Source organism: Alteromonas sp. ABH4_457, from assembly GCF_056160625.1.
In genome coordinates, this window is sequence record NZ_JBSWXN010000001.1 from 255021 (window position 1) to 273920 (window position 18900).

16 protein-coding genes are annotated in these 18900 nt (G+C 49.8%); 6 read left to right on the forward strand and 10 right to left on the reverse strand.

Annotated features, from left to right (window positions below):
* Position 1: 1 nt before the first annotated feature.
* Positions 2-2011, reverse strand: coding sequence for a penicillin-binding protein activator (locus tag ACXAGR_RS01025; protein ID WP_474847580.1), 2010 nt, complete (start codon positions 2009-2011; stop codon positions 2-4).
* Between the two features lie 212 nt (positions 2012-2223).
* Here ACXAGR_RS01025 and rsmI point away from each other — a divergent pair, with 212 nt between their 5' ends.
* Both rsmI and ACXAGR_RS01035 read left to right on the forward strand, forming a co-directional pair.
* A complete protein-coding gene (gene rsmI / locus ACXAGR_RS01030) occupies positions 2224-3066 on the forward strand; it encodes a 16S rRNA (cytidine(1402)-2'-O)-methyltransferase (protein WP_474843100.1) in 843 nt (280 codons plus the stop codon).
* Positions 3067-3168: 102 nt separating this feature from the next.
* Positions 3169-3435, forward strand: coding sequence for a hypothetical protein (locus ACXAGR_RS01035; RefSeq protein WP_303572802.1), 267 nt, complete (start codon positions 3169-3171; stop codon positions 3433-3435).
* Between the two features lie 128 nt (positions 3436-3563).
* On the opposite strand, the gene nspC is transcribed toward ACXAGR_RS01035, so the two are convergent.
* From nspC to ACXAGR_RS01055, 4 genes are all read right to left on the reverse strand, one after another.
* Positions 3564-4694, reverse strand: a complete 1131-nt coding sequence (nspC, locus tag ACXAGR_RS01040) for a carboxynorspermidine decarboxylase (RefSeq protein ID WP_474847582.1) — start codon at positions 4692-4694, stop codon at positions 3564-3566.
* A gap of 14 nt (positions 4695-4708) precedes the next feature.
* Positions 4709-5911, reverse strand: a complete 1203-nt coding sequence (locus tag ACXAGR_RS01045) for a saccharopine dehydrogenase family protein (protein WP_474847584.1) — start codon at positions 5909-5911, stop codon at positions 4709-4711.
* Positions 5912-6005: 94 nt separating this feature from the next.
* Positions 6006-6407: a hypothetical protein gene (locus ACXAGR_RS01050; protein ID WP_119502260.1), complete on the reverse strand. Its 402-nt coding sequence runs from the start codon at positions 6405-6407 to the stop codon at positions 6006-6008.
* 129 nt (positions 6408-6536) lie between these two features.
* The gene (locus ACXAGR_RS01055; RefSeq protein WP_474847586.1) at positions 6537-7439 is read right to left on the reverse strand and encodes a 1-aminocyclopropane-1-carboxylate deaminase/D-cysteine desulfhydrase; all 903 of its coding nucleotides are present in this window, start codon (positions 7437-7439) and stop codon (positions 6537-6539) included.
* A 111-nt stretch (positions 7440-7550) separates the two neighbouring features.
* Between ACXAGR_RS01055 and ACXAGR_RS01060 the strand changes: the two genes are divergently transcribed.
* The 3 genes from ACXAGR_RS01060 to ACXAGR_RS01070 all read left to right on the forward strand — a co-directional run bounded on the left by ACXAGR_RS01060 (position 7551) and on the right by ACXAGR_RS01070 (position 9500).
* On the forward strand, positions 7551-8081 hold the full coding sequence (locus ACXAGR_RS01060) for a chalcone isomerase family protein (protein WP_474843093.1): 531 nt from the start codon (positions 7551-7553) through the stop codon (positions 8079-8081).
* Positions 8078-8617, forward strand: coding sequence for a DUF3833 domain-containing protein (locus tag ACXAGR_RS01065; protein ID WP_474843091.1), 540 nt, complete (start codon positions 8078-8080; stop codon positions 8615-8617). Before ACXAGR_RS01060 ends, ACXAGR_RS01065 begins: the two co-directional genes overlap by 4 nt.
* Before the next feature lie 178 nt (positions 8618-8795).
* Complete coding sequence (locus ACXAGR_RS01070) at positions 8796-9500, forward strand: GNAT family N-acetyltransferase (RefSeq protein WP_474847588.1); 705 nt, start codon at positions 8796-8798, stop codon at positions 9498-9500.
* Between the two features lie 156 nt (positions 9501-9656).
* Here the strand turns inward: ACXAGR_RS01070 and ACXAGR_RS01075 are convergent, their stop codons facing one another.
* Positions 9657-12128 carry a membrane-bound PQQ-dependent dehydrogenase, glucose/quinate/shikimate family gene (locus tag ACXAGR_RS01075; RefSeq protein WP_474847590.1) on the reverse strand — a complete coding sequence of 824 codons (2472 nt, stop codon included), beginning with the start codon at positions 12126-12128 and terminating at the stop codon, positions 9657-9659.
* A 444-nt stretch (positions 12129-12572) separates the two neighbouring features.
* On the opposite strand from ACXAGR_RS01075, the gene ACXAGR_RS01080 reads away from it, so the two are divergent.
* The gene (locus ACXAGR_RS01080) at positions 12573-14072 is read left to right on the forward strand and encodes a DUF3360 family protein (protein ID WP_474843068.1); all 1500 of its coding nucleotides are present in this window, start codon (positions 12573-12575) and stop codon (positions 14070-14072) included.
* Here the strand turns inward: ACXAGR_RS01080 and ACXAGR_RS01085 are convergent, their stop codons facing one another.
* From ACXAGR_RS01085 to ACXAGR_RS01100, 4 genes are all read right to left on the reverse strand, one after another.
* Entirely contained in the window at positions 14073-15482 is a 1410-nt protein-coding gene (locus tag ACXAGR_RS01085; protein ID WP_474847592.1) for a HAMP domain-containing sensor histidine kinase, read from the reverse strand.
* Entirely contained in the window at positions 15479-16159 is a 681-nt protein-coding gene (locus ACXAGR_RS01090; RefSeq protein WP_303572813.1) for a response regulator transcription factor, read from the reverse strand. The genes ACXAGR_RS01085 and ACXAGR_RS01090 overlap by 4 nt, the downstream gene beginning before the upstream one ends.
* A 141-nt stretch (positions 16160-16300) precedes the next feature.
* Positions 16301-18019 carry a bifunctional isocitrate dehydrogenase kinase/phosphatase gene (aceK, locus tag ACXAGR_RS01095; protein WP_474843063.1) on the reverse strand — a complete coding sequence of 573 codons (1719 nt, stop codon included), beginning with the start codon at positions 18017-18019 and terminating at the stop codon, positions 16301-16303.
* Positions 18020-18146: 127 nt separating this feature from the next.
* A complete protein-coding gene (locus ACXAGR_RS01100; RefSeq protein WP_474843061.1) occupies positions 18147-18821 on the reverse strand; it encodes an SDR family oxidoreductase in 675 nt (224 codons plus the stop codon).
* Positions 18822-18900 lie beyond the last annotated feature (79 nt).

The window sequence follows — 18900 nt, forward strand, 5'->3', positions numbered from 1 at the left end:
GTCAGTGTCCCGGTGCGGCAGCCTTTCCTGAGGAGAGCATTTGAACCGCTTCGTTGCTGATCACTGCCTGGGGCAGGGTACGAACTACATCGCCCTGACTGTTAATGCTGAGTGTACCGGTTAATCCGGACAGTTTCGTTTGCGGTAAAGCCATCATGGATGGCATGTAAGGAAGCAGATTATAGGCGTCTACACCGAAGGCGAACAGCCTGGACATTTGCGTTGAACGCTGTGGCCAGAGGGTTTCTGAGCGGCTTTGCAAGGTTTGCCATTGATGCTGTGGCAACATCCAGGGCATGTCCAGGAAGCGCACATTCTGCAAATCACGCCACTGGTTTTTGGTGTCATCATACTCAATAGAACGGGAGGTGGCGAAAACCGGCACTGTCTGCCCGTTGAAAGGGCTCAGGCTGGCTTCTACCATGGGGTTCAGCAATTCAGTCTGCTCAGGCGATGCAAAAACAATGATGGCGTCTACGTCCCGGCGGTTGCGGGGCACGTTGTACAGTTTTTCGTTAACCATGTACTCAATCTGCTTAATTCTGTCGTGACTTTGAGCCACGTCCAGCGACTGAGTAATGCCTTCACGCAGGCTATTGCTGTCGGTAAATTGCACGGTGGTTAATTTAACCTGTTTTCCCTGTGCTTTATTGCCATTTAATTCCTGCCAGCGGGTAGTGAACGCAGTTTCCATACGTTGATTGATGCTGTTCCGGGCAGAAACGACGATTGGCGTTTTAAATCCGTTCTGGTAAATATAATCAGCAAGCTGGGTTGCTTCATCTTCCGGTGCAAGGGCAAAGAAAGCCTGCTGACTGTTGGCTGCGGGCTGAAGATTAAGGGCATTCCCGGCCTGTTCAGTGATGTCTGCCAGCGAAGGGACATCGGACGTCAACGTATTACCTGTTACGCTTTGCTGGTTATCACCGGCTGCTACCGCGTCGGCGCGGTTAAGGGCAAGCAGGTGAGTGCCGGCGGGGATACGGTGCATAATGCCTTCGACATTTTCCTTCAGTAGCGGCCCAATCACCCATTTGTAGCCATGTATTGCGCTAAGCAATTCATCCGCTGTTTTGTTCTGTGTATCAATAAAGTTCAGTGATACCGGCTGTTCACCCGCGCGCAGAGCACTGGCCTGGTCGTAATAGGCAGAAAGCAAACCTTCTTTAATTGTTGTGCCCGTTGCGCCAAGTTTGCCGCTTAAAGGCAATAATACGGCAACTTCACGGGGTTGCTCGGTGCGTAATTCTGCACCGGCAACGACACTGGCTGGCATATACTCACTAACAGGATGTCCGCGATAAACCTGATTGAACTGAACCAGTGCGCGGCTCAAGCCTGCCGGAGACAAACCTTCCGTTGCTGCCAGGTCATACAGAGCAAGGTAAGGCCGGAGAGTGGCTGAAGATGCCTGAGCCTGTTGTCGCTGAGACGGTGTGGCACGGTTAATCAGTGCCCAGATTTTCTCCACACTTTCTGCAGAAGGCTCCAGTGATTCTGCATACGCTTCTGCTGCTCCCGTCCAGTCATGCTTACGCTCAAGTATCGTTGCACGCAGCGCCTGCTGACGGCGCTTCAGATCACCGGCTGTAGCAAGAGGAGACAGCAGTGACAGTAATTCGTCATCGCTGGCAGCGTCATCGCCGTTATACAAAGTTGCAATCAGGAAATTCAAACGAAGGCGGTTTTCTTCTGCTACGCCATCTTCTTTTAATGACAGCAGTATTGCCTGTGCTTTATTGCTTTCATATTTTTGCAGGTACAGGTCTGCGGCATCAAGCAGATAGCGGTTACGCTGAACGGCATCATGGTTGTCCTCCCATGCAGACCGCGCTTTCTTAATCAGCGACTCCGGAGAGTCGTCTATGTTCACTACAGGTAACTGAGTGTTTGATTCAACCGGCGTGCGGGATTGCACGGTTTTAGGTGTACTGCCACAACCGGCGAGTACTAACGCGCTGGCAATGAGAGTGAGTTGTGAGAAGCGGAGGCAACCTGCAGACAAATTCACCGAAAATTCCTTCTGATGAGAAACCACGTCAGTGTAACGAAAACACACAGAAAATCTATGTTTGCAGCGATAAACTGTCCCTTCGTCATGCTACAATCCGGATACAACAGCTCCTGCCAGGCTGCCCGACGGGCTATGCATCCGCTGCGCCGGTTTCAGCGCCGCCGCTAATGTCAGTTACCTGCGCTTTTTATTTTGTATGAGATAACACTATGTCTGAATCTGCAACGCTTTATATTGTTCCCACTCCGATTGGCAACCTGGATGATATTTCACCCCGGGCATTAACCGTTTTGTCGGAAGTGGACTGGATTGCAGCAGAAGATACCCGGCATACTCATAAACTGTTGCAGCACTTTTCCGTGAATACACGCACGCTGTCATTGCATGAGCATAATGAAGATAAACGCACTGCCATGTTATGCCAGCGTTTAAAAGACGGGGAAGCTGTTGCTCTGGTCAGTGATGCCGGTACGCCTCTTATCAGCGACCCGGGGTTTATACTGGTTCGCCGGTGCCGTGAAGAGGGGATCCCTGTTGTGGCATTACCTGGCCCTTGTGCCGCGATAACCGCGCTGAGTGCTTCCGGTTTGCCCACCGATAAATTTATGTTCGAAGGCTTTTTGCCACCCAAAACCGGACCGCGTAAACAGGTACTGGAAGGGTTGTGCGAACGGACATTCACAACGGTGTATTACGAGGCGCCAAGACGGGTACTGGATACTGTACAGGATGTTTGTGAGACCCTTGGCGAACACCGTCATATTGTGCTGGCCAAGGAGTTGACCAAAACCTTTGAGACTTACGTTGATGGTGCAGCTAAAGATGTGGCTGAGTGGTTGCAGGAAGATCCGGTGCGTCAGAAAGGGGAATTTGTACTGATGATCAGCCCGGCTGCTGCTCAACAAAAAGCGTTGCCGCCGGAAGCATTATCGCTGCTGGCATCACTCAAGCCGTTGCTGCCACTGAAAAAAGCGGCAGCCATTGTTGCGGAACACTACAACCTTAAAAAGAATGCACTGTATCAGGCTGGTCTGGAGATGGACGGGGAATAACCGGAAAACGGAGAAACATCCATCACAGATGAAGATTATTGATCCGCAGTTCATGCATGTGGATACAAATCTGCACAGTAATCAAGGAAAACAGGAGCGACCATGATTGAAAAGACGTTGTCTATCGAAATCAACAAGGGAACATGGATGCTCGACGTAGTGGCCGAGCGTAACGATGATGGTGTCTATGATCTGATTTACCCGCATAAAGAAGCGAAGATCCATGTGCACGAAGAGCACATGTACGGGCTGGAGTACAGTATCAGTGCACCGGAAGGGACGGAGTTTAAGATTCTGCTGGACGGAGAATTGCTGCTGGATGACCGCGTCAGTCACACCGGTATCTGCCGCGGTAGCTGCGTTATCTAACCCTCGTTCTTTTTCACCAGGGCGTCACGGATTTCCTGCTGTGAGCCCGCCGGCGGAGTTCAGCTTGCAGGCATAAAAAAAGACTGCTGATTTCTCAAGGCAGTCTTTTCGTGTATTGCCGGCGCGTTTTAAGACAAACGGCCTTTAAAATCTTCGTAGCTGAACTGACGGATCAGATCAAAGGTTCCGTCTGACCGCAGTATGCCAATCCCCGGATGCTCAACACCGTTGAAGAACGTGGTTTTCACCATTGTATAATGGATCATGTCTTCAAACTGCAATCGGTCACCAATTTCCAGCGGCTTATCAAAGGAATAAGTGTCAATCACATCACCGGCCAGACAGGAATTACCGCCTAAACGGTAATAGTGAGCTTTTTCGCCCGGTTCACCGGCACCCAAAATGGCAGGACGGTAAGGCATTTCAAGAACGTCCGGCATGTGTGCAGTGGCGGAAATATCAAGAATGGCAATTTTGCCTTCATTCTCAACAATATCGACTACTTCGGCGATCAATGGTCCGGTCTGCCAGGCAACGGCAGAACCCGGTTCCATAATCACATCGAGGTGAGGATAGCGGGCTTTAAAGTCTTTCAGCGTTGCAATTAAATGCTCAACATCATAACCGGCACGGGTCATCAGGTGACCACCGCCCAGATTGAGCCATTTCAGTGACGGCAGCCATTTAGCGAACCGTGCCTCGATGGCCTTCAATGTGCGTTCAGTGGCGAAGGAATCACACTCACACAGGTTGTGACAATGAAAACCTTCAATACCTGTTAAATCCACTCCTTCAAGCTCTGAGGCACGGATCCCCAGACGGGAGCCGGGGGCAGCCGGATCATATAACGGGGTATCAGCTTCCTGATGCTCAGGATTGATTCGTAATCCCATGGATATGTCGCCCAGCGCTTCACGGTGGGTATGCCACTGATTTATGCTGTTAAACGAGATATGGTTGACCAGATTTTTCAGCTCAGCAATATCAGCCTGCTTGTAAGCCGGAGAGTAAGCATGGACTTCTTTGCCCATCTCTGCGGCCAGTTTAGCTTCCCATACTGAGCTTGCTGTTGCACCGTGCAGGTAAGGTTTGATGATGTCAAAGCTGGACCACATGGAGAACCCTTTGAGCGCAAGAATAATACGCACGCCGGATTCATCCTGAACACGCTTCATCAACGTCACATTACGAATTAACTTTTCCTCTTCCAGCACATAGCAGGGAGAAGGAATATCATTTCGCTGTGTTAAATCAGTCAACCTGTTGTCTCCAATTAACGTTTGAACGGACTTTCGTCACACTCAATAACATGCCACGGCAAACCGTGAATGTTCAGCTGCTCCATGAACGGATCCGGATCAAATTGTTCCATGTTCCATACGCCTGGTGCTTTCCACTTATTCTGCAGCATCATCATTGCGCCAATCATTGCCGGTACACCGGTGGTGTACGATACGGCCTGAGCGCCCACTTCTTCGTTACAGACTGCGTGGTCACAGTTGTTGTAGATGAAGATAGTTTTCTCTTTGCCGTCTTTCACTCCGGTAATATAGGTACCGATACACGTTTGACCTGTGTAGCCTTCAGCCAGTGAACCCGGGTTAGGTAATACCGCTTTCAGGAACTCCAGAGGGACAATTTTCTGACCCTGGAAATCCACAGGCTCAATGCTGGTCATACCGATACCTTCAAGCACGCGCAGATGATTCAGGTAAGCATCACCGAAAGTCATCCAGAAACGGGCACGTTTCAGGGTAGGGAAGTGCTTAACAATCGATTCCAGCTCTTCGTGGAACATGAGGTAAGACGCACGGACACCAATATTCTGGTAATCCAGATCTTCACGTACGCTCAATGGATCAGTTTCTTTCCATTCGCCATTTTCCCAGAAACGGCCGCGCTGAGTGATTTCACGGATATTAATTTCAGGGTTAAAGTTAGTCGCGAATGCCTGACCGTGGTCGCCGCCGTTACAGTCGACGATGTCCAGATAATGGATTTCATCAAAGTAGTGCTTTGCAGCGTAAGCGGTGTATACGTTCGTTACGCCGGGATCAAACCCTGAGCCTAACAACGCCATAATGCCGGCATCTTTGAACTTATCCTGATAAGCCCATTGCCAGCTGTATTCGAATTTAGCTTCGTCTTTGGGTTCGTAGTTCGCAGTATCCAGGTAATCTGTTTTGGTTGCCAGACACGCGTCCATGATTGGCAGATCCTGATACGGCAGTGCCAGATTGATCAGCAAGTCAGGCTTTACTTCGTTAATCAGTTTTTCAACTTCAGCAGCATTGTCTGCATCAACGGCAAAAACCGCCTTTACGCGATCCGCACCGACTTCTTTTTGCAGGGCTTCGCACTTGGATACAGTACGGCTGGCCAGATAAATTTCATCAAAATATTCTGGCAGGCGGGCACATTTTTTCACTGTTACAGCGGCAACACCGCCAGCACCAATAATTAAAACGCGAGACATATTTTTATTTCCCGTGACGTTAGGTAAATTTGCGCTGAATGCTAGCAGACATCAACTTTTTGGCAAGCAAAGTTAGCCGGTAACCAGCAATTTTTCAGCCCGGAATTGGCGGGGATACCACAATCTTTTTCCCGACCCGGAAGTAGGGATACAGTAGCATAGTTTCATCGCCGTTTGGATGACCGGCATTGATGGCAATGGCGTTGAGTTGTTTGTGTCTGTCTGTGGTAACGGTAGCGGCGTATACCAGCACACTGTAGCTGTCGGTGTCAGTGGTGGTATCGATGATTCGCCATTGAAGCTGTTCGATAAGGTAACTTTCATTTTCGCCGTGGCAACGGTCGTCAGCAAACAGGCAGCCGACGCGGCCATCTTCATAAATTGCAGCAAAAGGATACAACGCGCTGCAGTGAGGAAGCATAAGTTCACAAAGATGAAGTGAGCGGTTAACCAGCAATTGCAGTGGTTCGGGCAACTGTTGCGGATTATTAATCAATCTGGTTCTCCTGATAAAACGTGTTGATTTTTAAGTGTAAAAATTCAACGAAAAAGATAACCCTGCACATAATCTTTAAGCAGACAGAATATGTGCATTGAAACGGGGAAAGTGCCCGTTCAGATCACATCACCGTGCGCCCTGAAGACCTCCAGTATGCACTAATAACACAGCTGAACCAGAGGAAAATTGACCGTTGGCAATCATATCTTTAACGGCAGCAAACATTTTCCCTGAATAGACCGGCTCAACAGGTATGTTGTAGCTGCGCTGCATATCATTACAAAACGCTTTCAGTTCTTCCGGCGCTTTGCCGTAACCACCACAATGATACTGATGATTAATTTGCCATGCTGGCATTACGGTGTCCGGAGGAAGCAGGCTCTCTACCAGTGATTCAAGGTACGCTTCACCCTTAAGCACTGCAATGCCTGTTGCGCTCTGTGGTTTTTTTAGTGCGGTAATTAACCCTGCCAGAGTCGCGCCGCTGCCCACGGGGACGACGACATGATCAAATTTCACATCACATTCTTCAACTATTTCTGCCACGCCTTTCAGCGCGAGATGCTGACTGCCACCTTCCGGAATTGTTACTGAACGGGGATAACGTTGAGATAAAGACGAGAGCCAGTCAGGATCATCCCGTAGTTTGTAGGTTTTTTTATCAACGAAGTGGATGTCCGCCTGCCAGCGATACAAATCTTCCAGCATGGGAGTAAGGTTCGTTGAGTAATCTCCCCGCACAATCGCCGTGAATGGCAAACCAGACAATGCACATAAAAAGCCGCAGGCATGAAGATGATTAGAAAAGCCGCCACCAAAACTGATGATGCGTTCACAACCGGCGGGCAGAGCATTGAAGGTATATTTCAGCTTCCGCCATTTATTACCGGATATGACCGGGTGGATGAGGTCATCCCGTTTTATAAACAGATTCAGTTTATCCGCACCCGGCCAGTCAGGGTGGAATGGTTGCAACGGTGAAGGCAGCAATAGCTCTCCGGTATCGTGCAGAGAAATTGGTGAGGTCATTAATACAAATTGTTATGAACAGCTACATTAACAGATGTTAATGAATGATCAGGCCGGGTGCAAAGCTTGTAATCACTATTAGTTACCTGTTCCGGATAACGGAGGTTTCCCATGTTTACGAAAACGGCCGGTGCGCTGGCTTTATCTGTATTTATGTATTCTGCCGCCGCAGATCCAGTTTCTGATCCGGAGGCCGGATTCTGGCCGCACAAAGCAAAACTGGCCGGAGAATCACGGCTCAGCTATCTGTTCTGGGATGTATACGACATCAGGTTGTTTACCGCTGATGGCAGCTGGCAGGATAAGCGACCGTTCGCCCTTGAGCTCACCTACCTGCGCGGTTTTAACGGCAAAGACATTGCAGAGCGGTCGGTGAAAGAGATGAAGGGGCAGGGGATCTCTGACAAAGCCGTTCTTGACCGCTGGGAAAAGGAAATGAAAGCGCTGTTTCCCGATGTTGAAGAAGGTGACCGCCTGACAGGGGTGGCTGACAGTCAGGGAAATACACAGTTTTATTATAATGACGAACCGCTGGGCAAAGTTGAGGATGAAGCGTTTACTGACGCATTTTTTGCTATCTGGCTGGCGGAAAACACCTCAGAGCCTGCTGTTCGCAAAGCCTTGACCGGAGAGAGAAAATGAAATCAGTTTTACGTATTTTACTTGCTGTTACTTTTGCTACAGGACTGGCAGGTTGCGCTGGCGCGCCTGAGGGCGAAACCTATCGTCAGCAAACGCCTGCATTCGATTTGTATCAGTTTTTCAGCGGTGATGTTAAAGCCTGGGGCATTGTGCAGGACCGTTCAGGTGAAGTGGTTCAGCGCTTCATGGTCGACATAAACGCCCGTCAGGAAGGCGATGTACTCTTTCTTGAAGAGGCCTTCAGTTATCAGCTCGGTGACGGCGTGAAAAAGCGCACCTGGCGCATTACTCCGCAGGGAAATGGCCGGTACGCCGGTGAAGCGGGCGATATTCTGGGAACCGCAACGGGCACCAGTTACGGCAATGCTTTTAACTTCTCTTATTCCATGGATTTACCCGTGGATGATACCACCTATGAAGTCGCCTTTGACGACTGGTTTTTTGGCATGTCTGAAGACACCATGATGAACCGTTCTTATATAAAGAAATTTGGCATCACGATGGCGGAAGTGACTATTTTTATGCAGAAGCAATAGAGTTTTATAACTGCAAATTCCTGCATGCTGTTCTTTACCTGTTCTATACCTGTAAGTGGCGACTGAAATTTTAGTCGTCGCTACCTTACGGCGCTTTAATGTGAAAGAATAGTGGCACTTACTACAGTTCCGGTGGTAGCGTACTTTCAGTTCAAATTAACTCCCGCAAAAGTATAAAATGAAACTGAATGAATACGGACAGCCTGTTGGCGATGCTTTGCCAGACTGGCAACCTGTGGAGCCGCCGGCAGCATTGCGCATTGATGGTAAGTTTTGCCGTCTGGAACGTCTCGACGCACAACGTCATGCTGAAAGTCTCTACCATGCTTTTCAGCAAAGTGAAGACGGGCGGAGCTGGACCTATTTACCTTACGGACCGTTTGAGTCATTGCAGGAATACCGCGACTTTTTGCTTGGCATAGAGGCTAAAAAAGACCCTTATCAGTTTGCCATAATCGATAACGTATCAGGTCGTGCAGCCGGTACCGTTTCTCTGATGAGAATCGATGTGACAAATGGCGTTATCGAAACCGGCCATCTGGTTTACTCACCTTTGATGCAGCGCACGGCGATTTCTACAGAAGTGATGTCGTTACTGCTTGAATATGTGTTTATCACACTCGGATACCGCCGGCTGGAATGGAAATGCGATGCATTAAATGCCCCGTCCAGAGCAGCAGCGGAGCGCTTCGGCTTTACTTTTGAAGGCATTTTCCGGCAGATGCTGGTCTCACAGGGGCGAAACCGTGATACCGCATGGTATGCGATCCTGGATTACGAGTATGCAAAAATGCGGGCCGGATATGCAGCCTGGCTTGCGTCTGATAACTTCGATGCAGCAGGGCGACAAAAGCAAAGATTAGCTGAGTTTCTTCAAAACTAAAGGCATGTGTTTGACGGCTGTTTAAGTTCCTCCGTTTGCCGGGATTGATCCCGTAAAACAGAGACCGGTACATAAACTGGCAAAAGCTTTCCCTCACCGGCAGGCGGAGAAGGGAAGCTTTTGAGATTCGGGGAATACCCCCTTACTAAACAGCTATCACAGCTGCTCTGATATACTGCCAGCACCGGAAGCACTGCGGGCGATGTTATCGGGCAAGGCATAAGCTATGACATAGTCACCCACCGGCGTTTCCATAAAATGGTGGCCGCCGGCCATGATCACCAGATACTCTTTGCCGTCCTGTTCATACACCATCGGATTGGCCTGAGCGCTGGTGGGAAGTTCATCCTGCCATACCGTGTCACTGGTATTTATATCGATAGCACGGATAAGCCCGTCGGTGGCTGCGGCAATGAAAATCAAATCACCGGCTGTCACTACTGCGCCACCGTTGTTTGGTGTGCCGATATTGATTGGCAGGTGAGAGGCAATACCGAACGGACCATTGTTACGGGCGGTACCAAGAGGTCTGTCCCACAGGGTTTTGCCGGTAGCGATATCAATGGCACGTATCCCACCGTAAGGCGGTTCTTTACACAGTAAGCCGGTAAATGGCAGGCGCCAGCCAGCATTTACATCAATGCCGTAGGGCGTGCCTACCTGTGGATCGCCTGCACCTTCAGCGCCGCCAGCAGGACCACCGAACTTTTCATTCTCTTCTGCACGGGTCAGCCAGCCTTCTTTATCAACTATGTCGCGGGGAACCAGTTTGTTATACATGGGCATATCATTGTAATTGGCAATCATAACGCCGCGCTCAGGGTCGATAGCTACACTTCCCCAGTCAGAACCGCCATTGTAGCTGGGATACTGGATCCAGCGTTGATTGACAGTGGGAGGCGTATACATACCGTCATAAGCGGCTTCCTGAAACTGTATGCGGCATGCCAGTTGATCAAATGGAGTGATCCCCCACATATCCTGCGCTGTCAGCGGTGGTTTGCGCAAAGCGTGATATTCACTTACCGGCTGCGTGGCTGAGCGCTCTTCCGGCTCCACACCACCCTGAGCCACAGGTTTTTCAGTCACCCCGGTGAGAGGCTCGCCTGTTCTGCGGTCAAGCACATACAAATCGCCCTGTTTGGATGGCAGCATCAACGCAGGCACTGTACCGTTTTCAACAGGGAAGTCGAGCAGAGTGACCTGTGAACCTAAGTCATAATCCCACACATCGGCATGTACGGTCTGAAAATGCCAGACGGGCTTGCCGGTGTTTACATCAATAGCAACCAGTGAGCTGGAATATTCATGCTCTTCTTTGCGGCGCATGGAGCTGTAGTAATCAGCAGTTGAGTTACCCATAGGCAAATAAACCAGACCAAGTTTGTTGTCGCCCGTACCTGTAGTCCACATGTTCGGTGTACCTCGGGTATAGGTTTCACCCTCAGGAGGAATGGTGTCTATGTCCGGGCGAACCATATCCCATGCCCATTTCAGTTCGCCGGTCACTGCATCGTAGGCCTTAATGACGCCGGACGGTTCGTAGCGGGCTTGTCCGTCGATAACCTGATGGCCGGTGATAATCACTCCCTGAACAATGTTAGGTACACCGGTAATGGCTACGTAACCGTCGGGTGTTTCTCCCATATGCTCCTTGATGCTTACCTGGCCGTGGTCGCCAAAATCTTCGCAAGGTTTGCCGGTATCCGCATCCACTTCGATAATACGGCCGTCCAGGGTGCCTTCGACAATGCGGGCTTTACAGGTTGTCTGCCCTTCTGTCATCGCACTGGCCGGTGTTTCGTAGTACGCCACTCCGCGGCAGGCAGCAGTGTAAGGAATATCTTTTTGATCCAGTCCGGCATCGTACTTCCAGATTTGCTTCCCGGTTTTACTATCCAGTGCAAACATATTGTTCAGGCCTGAGCACAGATAAAGCCGGTCGTTCACTTTGATAGGCGTGGTTTCCGCTCCCCAGCTTTTTACATCCATCTCGCCGGTTCTGAACTCCCAGGCTCGGGTGAGTCCGGATACGTTACCTGTATTAATTTGTGTGAGGGGAGAGTACCGGGTAGCAGCATTATCGCGTCCGTAGGCCGGCCAGTCTCCGCTGGCAGGTTGATCCGCTTTATCAAGCTGACCGGTGTAAGTTGAAAAAGAGGTTTTTGCCGTAGCGGGAACGGCATCGTATTGATTAAAGCCGTAGGGAACAAAAGCGAGGGCAAAGGCTACAACAAAAATTGCCACAGATGCGCCGGCATACGTGTAAGACAACGTCTTACTGAATGGTTGTTTTAACCGGGTCATGGTTAAGGCGACCAGGAGTGCCAGCACCATCACCACATCAAGCCTGGGTACCCAGCGCCAGTAGTCCAGTCCGGATTCCCATGCGGACCATAAAACAGTGCCCAGCACAACCAGGCCATACATCCACACACCGGCACGTGATTGTCGGGCCAGAAGAAAAGCAGATATCAGCATGCCAATACCCGCAAGAAGATAGTACCAGCTGCCACCTGCGGCAGCGAGCCAGCCACCGCCAACAAGCAATGGCAGACCGCATAAAACCAGCAGGGAAGACACAAATAATGTGTACTTGCTGGCAGAAGTCTGACTGGAAGTCGTCACAGTAAAATCCTTCTTAAAAATTGTAAGAAAAGGCCTCTGATGCAGAGGTCTGAAACAGGGCGCGCACAGAACGACGCGAACGGGAAGCGGGCTGCGCATTCAGATGTTGCGGTTGCCCGTTACAATTTTCGTTACGGCATGGCGGTGTTTTGGTTCAGCGGGCAGGTAAGAGATAGATGATCAGTCCGGTTATTACGCTTAACAGCATCTATACGACTAATAGCTTATATCGTGGTGTTATCTAAATGTTAATCAAAGGTTCTCGTTGTTACTTCTTTTCTGTGCTTTGTTAACGCAGGTTTCCCCGTTGCTCATTGTTCGGCGACGACCATTTATGTCCTTTAATGTTTGTTTTATGTTTATTTTTTCAAGTTATATTAACAATTGGCGGGTGGTGTTTGTTCTAGGATGGCTTTTTTCTTAAGCCAGACATGCGGAGAAAGTATGGGATCAGGTAGCGGGTTTACAAAACCATCTTCAAATCATCAACAGCCTTCAACTTCAGAATACGCAGAACAACACAAGCCTTCTTCAGAGTTTTCAAGCCGGGATGAATACCTTGAGCATGAGTTACAAATCATGTCTCCCAAAAGGTGGCGGCCGAATTTGCCATTCAGGGATTATCGCTTTGAGTGGGAAGACACGATTCCGGCACTCGCCGGCACCATTGGTAAGGTGGTGATGGTAGGTGCCATTGCTGCCACGTTTGCCGGTCAGTTGGGGCTTGGCGATGCATTTATCCTGGAGAACGTGCGTTACGAGCTGGTGATTGTGGCGTTCTTCATTTTACTGTTTTCCGGCTTTTTACTGCCCACCGCAAACCTTGCCGGTACTCACGGCCCGCTTATTCCGCTTATCCCTATTGTGGTTGCAGCCGGCGGACATCCCATGGCATTCGGACTGCTCATCGGGATCTTCGGCATGCTGCTGGCCATCAGTAAAGGCGGAAGTTTGCTGGCTAACCTGACCAGTAAAGGGGTGTGCGGGGGACTCCTGCTGTATCTGGGGTTCATCGGCACTACCTCGCAGGTGAAAAAGCTGTTTGCATGGGCGCAGGGCATAGACATGGCGCACATTGCCTTTGTGGTAATACTCAGCACAATTGTACTCTATGCCTTACTTGAGCACTGGAAGAAGCGCTGGCTGGCAGTGCCGCTCAGTTGTCTGCTTGGCGGCGGGCTGGCCTTTTTGCTGGGCGCACCGTTTGAGTTTCATACCTCTCCGGGGTTACCAAATATGAATCCGGCGTACTGGTGGGGAGAAAACACCGGCTGGATGCTGGGCTTGCCGGGTATTGAGCAGTTCATTGTGGTCCTGCCTTTCGCAGTACTGGCTGTGGCAATGTGGTCACCGGACTTTCTGGGACATCAGGTGTTTCAGAAAATCAGCTATCCGGCAAAAACTGAAAAAGTACAGATGAACATTGATGACACCATGGTGAGTGCAGCCACCCGTCAGGTAGCCGGTTCACTCATGGGAGGCGCTAACTTCACCTCTTCCTGGGGGACGTACATTGTTCCTGCTGCTATTGCTAAACGTCCGATTCCCGCCGGTGCTATCTTAACGGCGCTGTTCTGTGTTGCTGCAGGGCTTCTGGGTTATCCCATGGATCTTGCAATCTGGGAGCCTGTGCTTTGTGTAGCACTGATTGTGGGCGTATTTGTGCCGTTACTTGAAGCGGGCATGGAAATGACCAGAGAAGGCAAAACCACCCAGTCGGCAGCCATCGTGGTATTTGCCTCATCACTGGTGAACCCTGCATTCGGCTGGTCACTTACCATGTTACTGGACAATCTGGGCTTAATCGGATGTAAAGAACGCAGCGCGGAACTGTCAAAAATGAACCGCTGGATCATTCCCGGCATCATGTTCGTTGTTCTGACCGGTGTAATGGCGCTCGTCGGTTTGTTACCCGGCATTCCGGCCATTTTAAATCACGGCTGATTAATCTGCTGACGGTCGTTTTGCCTTTGTCTGCCGCAGGGGCAAACTCATCACAACACCGAACCCGCTGTGAGTGCACAGCGGGTTATCGACAAACCAGAGCTTGCCGTAGTGAAGGGATGTGACAGCACTGACCATGGATAAGCCCAGACCATTGCCGGGCGTTGTACGGCTTTGTTCTGCACGGTAAAAGCGCCGGTCGAGGTTTTCAAATTCGCGGGGAGGAAGGCCTTTCCCGGAATCAAAAACAGCGATAATGATCCGGTGTGAGGTTTTCATCAGGTTAACTTCAATACGGCAGTTATTTTTGGCGTGTTTCAGGCTGTTATCCAGCAAATTGCTCAATGCCTGAAACAGCAGGTGCATATCACCTTCAATTTCAACGGGCTCAATATTGCAGGTCAGAGATACCTGCTGATCTTCCACCAGAGGTTCGTATAAATCCACCACATCGGCAACAACAGTATGCAGGGCCACGTTGTCGAATCCGGCACGCTGCCGCTCACTTTCCACGTCGGCAATACGCAGCAGGCCGTTAAAAATAGCCAAAAGGTTGTCGGCTTCAGCCAGCGCCTCGTCCCGTAACTCCCCTTCATCCATGCGTTCCAGTTTGCTGCGTAAGCGGGAAAGCGGGGTACGCAAATCGTGGGCGATATTGTCTGAAACCTGTTTGATATTTTTGACGGAGTTTTCAATCTTATCCAGAGTTTTGTTAAACACGATAGCCAGTTTGCTTAAATCATCCCAGTTGCTGTCGATTTCCATGCGGGCACTGAGATCGCCGGTATCCATAATGTCGCTGGCCGTGTGCGACATGCGGTTGATTCTGTTCACCACATACAGGGCAACACCGAAGCTGAGTGCTGCAATCATCACCAGCATGACGGCGAAGATCCAGCCAAGAGCACGGCCAATTTTTTGTTTGCTGTACAGCGCTTCAACGTTGCGGGCTATAAAGATCTTATGATTGCCCAGGGGCACTACATCGTACAACAGGTTACTGGCGTCCGGATTTTCTGTGCGCAGAGACATGTCTTCACGGAGATAATCAGGTAGCGACACCGGTACTATTGCCGGCACTGTGTCAGTGGTCAGCGGGGGAAGTTTTGACAGGTTTCCGGCCAGAATGGTGTTGTCCGGCCCGAGCAATGCAAGGAGCGAGTCGTTGTCAGAACTGGCTGCACGACCTTCAAGGCTTGTGGTGAGGGCGCTAAGTCCGCCCTGTGCGTAAATTTCACCAAAAGCAAAACGTTCTGCGGCAAGGGCTGCGCGGGCTTCTGTAAGCAGTTTGTCGTCGTCCGACAACGACCAGAAATAAAGAATAAATAAAATGCCCGCAGAAGACAGGGCGGTAAATAATGCGCCTACCCTGAAGCTGGAACTGCGGGTAAACGCACCAATTGCTATCAAGCGATACCCTCTGAAATGCGGTAACCGGTACCGCGAACAGTTTCGATGAGGGGGATATTAAACGTTTTATCTACTTTTTGTCGTAACCGGCTGATATGAACGTCTATTAAATTGGTTTGCGGATCGAAGTGATAATTCCATACCCGTTCCAGCAACATGCTGCGGGTCACCACTTTTCCGCGGTTTCTCAGCAAACATTCAAGTAGCTGGAATTCTTTGGCCTGCAAATCGATTTCCGTTTCGCCACGGGTTACTTTTCGGCGCAGCAAATCCAGGGTCAGGTCGCCCACTGATAATTCCGTTTCTTTCGCGCTGGTGGCAGTGCGGCCGGTTAAGCCTTCAGCCCGCGCCAGCAGCTCTTCAATGGCAAAGGGTTTGGTGAGGTAATCATTTGCGCCTGAGCGCAAGCCCCGCACCTTATCATCAACCTGACTCTTGGCACTTAAAAGCAGTACCGGTAAACCGGAAGACGAAGAACGGATGTTGTCCAACACCGTAAAGCCGTCCATCTCAGGTAACATGATATCTAAAATGACCAGATCGAATTGCTCATCAAGGGCACGGTTCAGTCCGCTTTTACCGTCACTTTGATGAAAGCATTCATGTCCGGCCGACTCAAGACCATTGCGGATGTGATCTGCAACGGTGTGATCATCTTCAATTATTAATGCTCTCATACGTGTGGTTCTACCATCAGAAATGTCAGTAACTAATACGCCATAAACGTACTTGCCTGATCACCAGAATAATCGATTTCCAGTTAAATTTAGTCTTTATGACAATCTTTTAATGATAGCAGACTGTGAGAAACTGATGGTTCAGGTGCGCCGGTTACTGAAGCGCATGGCCGGATTGTACGGGGTAAAATTCTGAACTTCACCGCGGGCCGTAATTGCCTGCACACTTTGCCAGTATTCGGGCGTCATCAGATCGCCGTGATATTCTTTGAGGATATCCTTGAACTGCTTTTTACCCACAATGAAGTGTTCGAACTGCTCGGGGAATACATCATCGGGCGCCACTGAAAGGGTATCCAGAGCATAAGGATCGTCGGACTTGGGCAGTGTTCTGAAATTACGATCTTTCATCAGGCAAATTTCGTCGTAATCATAGAATATTACCCGGCCGCCCTTGGTGATGCCGAAATTCTTGTGCAGCATATCGCCCGGGAAAATATTCGCCAGCGCAATTTGTTTTATGCACAAACCCAGTTCGTAGATAGCGTGACGCAGTTTGTCTTCATCGGTTTCCTGAAGCAGATACAGATTAAGCGGCGTCATCTTCCGTTCAATGTACAGGTGACGGATGATAAGTTCGTCACCGGTAAATTCCAGGCTGGATGCACAGGTGTCTTTCAGTTCCTGAATCAGGTCCGGATGCATGCGTGACAGTGGGAAGCGAAAGTTCACATACTCATGGGTATCAGCCATTCTGCCCACACGGTCTGACATTTTTACCATCTTGTAGCAGTCTTTCACGTGCTGACGGGTAATCTTTTTGCTTTCTGCAAATTCATCTTTGATGATTTTGAACACCACGCCGTATGACGGCAGATGGAACACCATCATCACCAGACCGCGGGTTCCCGGTGCCCGCTCAAAAATGTCGTCGCTGTTATCCAGATGCTGCAGGTAATTGCGGTAAAACACGGTTTTGCCGTGTTTATGATGGCCCAGCGACATATACAATTCAAAATGCTTCTTGTGCGGCAGCAGCTCCTGCAAAAAGGCAGCGATTTCGGCGGGATACTGGGTATCCACCATAAAGTAGCTGCGGGCAAACCCGAAGATAACACTCAGATCCTGACGGTCGGTGAGCAGGGCGTCCACATAAATTTCCTGATTGTCATTGGTATGCATGGAGATGACAAAGGGCAGTGTTTCGCCGGGCATGCAGATACGACCGATAAGGTAAGCCGATTTACCACGATAAAATACCGGCTTAAGGATTTCCACCAGTTCCACGCTGGCCAGTTGTTCCTTGTTCAGACGCTTGCGCAGCGCTGTTTCAAGGTGAGCCATATCACGGGGATAGTCTTCGAAGGCAAGGTTGAAGCGGTACAGTTTGTAAATAGATTCATACATCTGTGCCACGGTAGTCGTGGTGTCGAGGCTGTTAATCACCTGCGCCCTGTCGCGGCCGGGAAGAAAGCACCGGCTGGGCAGTACAAACATCACGTCATTATCGAAGCTCTGGTGACGGAACAGACGGCCGATGATGGAATTATAGAACGTTTCAGCCAGCTCAAACTGGGGATGGGTTTCAAGGTGGCGGGTAAAAGACTCCTTTAATTCCTGCCAGAAGCTGCGATCCCGCTGGTGGACTTCCACCAGATGATAGATATCAGCTACCGCGTCGGAAACACTTTTCTCATAAATATTCAGTCTGTCTCTGGACGCGGTTTGGGTGGCAGACCACTCGCCATTTTCAAAGCGCTCTTTTGCGCCACGGGTTATACGGGTGAACCACCGGTAACTTTTATCAAAGTGGGTAAGAATTTGAAATGCGATTTTTTTCGCCAGGCGGGTATCTGTCATGGCCGGTGCTCATTAAACTTTTACACCATAACCCTAGCACATGGCGTGTCAGGGCAGTAACACTCTGGTGAATAGTAATTATAAGTCTGCCAGCAATCAGACAGACTTATATTACTACCTGTGACACTCAGTTAGCCGGCATCAGATAGATTTCCCGTACACTATTGCGCGGGTCTGCATTGATGGCAAAAGCAACAGCATCAGCCACATCTTCAGGTTGAAGTTTGTCTTCTTTGGGTTCGTCAAAGAACGGCGTATTGACCATGCCGGGGCATATTGTGGTACACCGGCCCTGCCATTCTTTCATTTCTTCTGCAAGGTTCATCCCGAAGCCATAGGCAAACCACTTAGTCGCTCCGTAGACTGACCCTTTAATTGACACTTTACCGGCCGCAGAACTGGTGAGCAGGAAATGGCCCTTTGTTTCTTTCAGATGTGGAAGCGTTAGCTTAGCTGTCCAGAGCAGCGCCTTAATATTGATATCAACCATGGTATCCCATTCCTCAGGATCTCCATTTTGAGTACCGGCGGCGTTTACACCCTTGCCGGCATTAGCGAAAACAGCATCCAGGCGTCCGAAATGGTCAACGCCAGTTTTTACTACCTGTGAAAGAGCCTCAAAATCGGTGGCATCAGCAGCCACAGCAAGGACGTTTTGAGAGCCAAGTTCATCCGTCAACTTTTCGAGTTTATCGCTACTTCGTGCAGTAATAATCAATCTATGTCCACCGGCAACTAATTTTCTGGCTGTTGCTTCACCGATGCCACTGGATGCGCCGGTTATCAGTACCACTTTACTCATCGTCAGCTCCTTCCTTTCGGGTGAATTTTTTCAATTTAATGTTGGTACTTATGAGAGAGAAGGTTTGATCATGATTCAA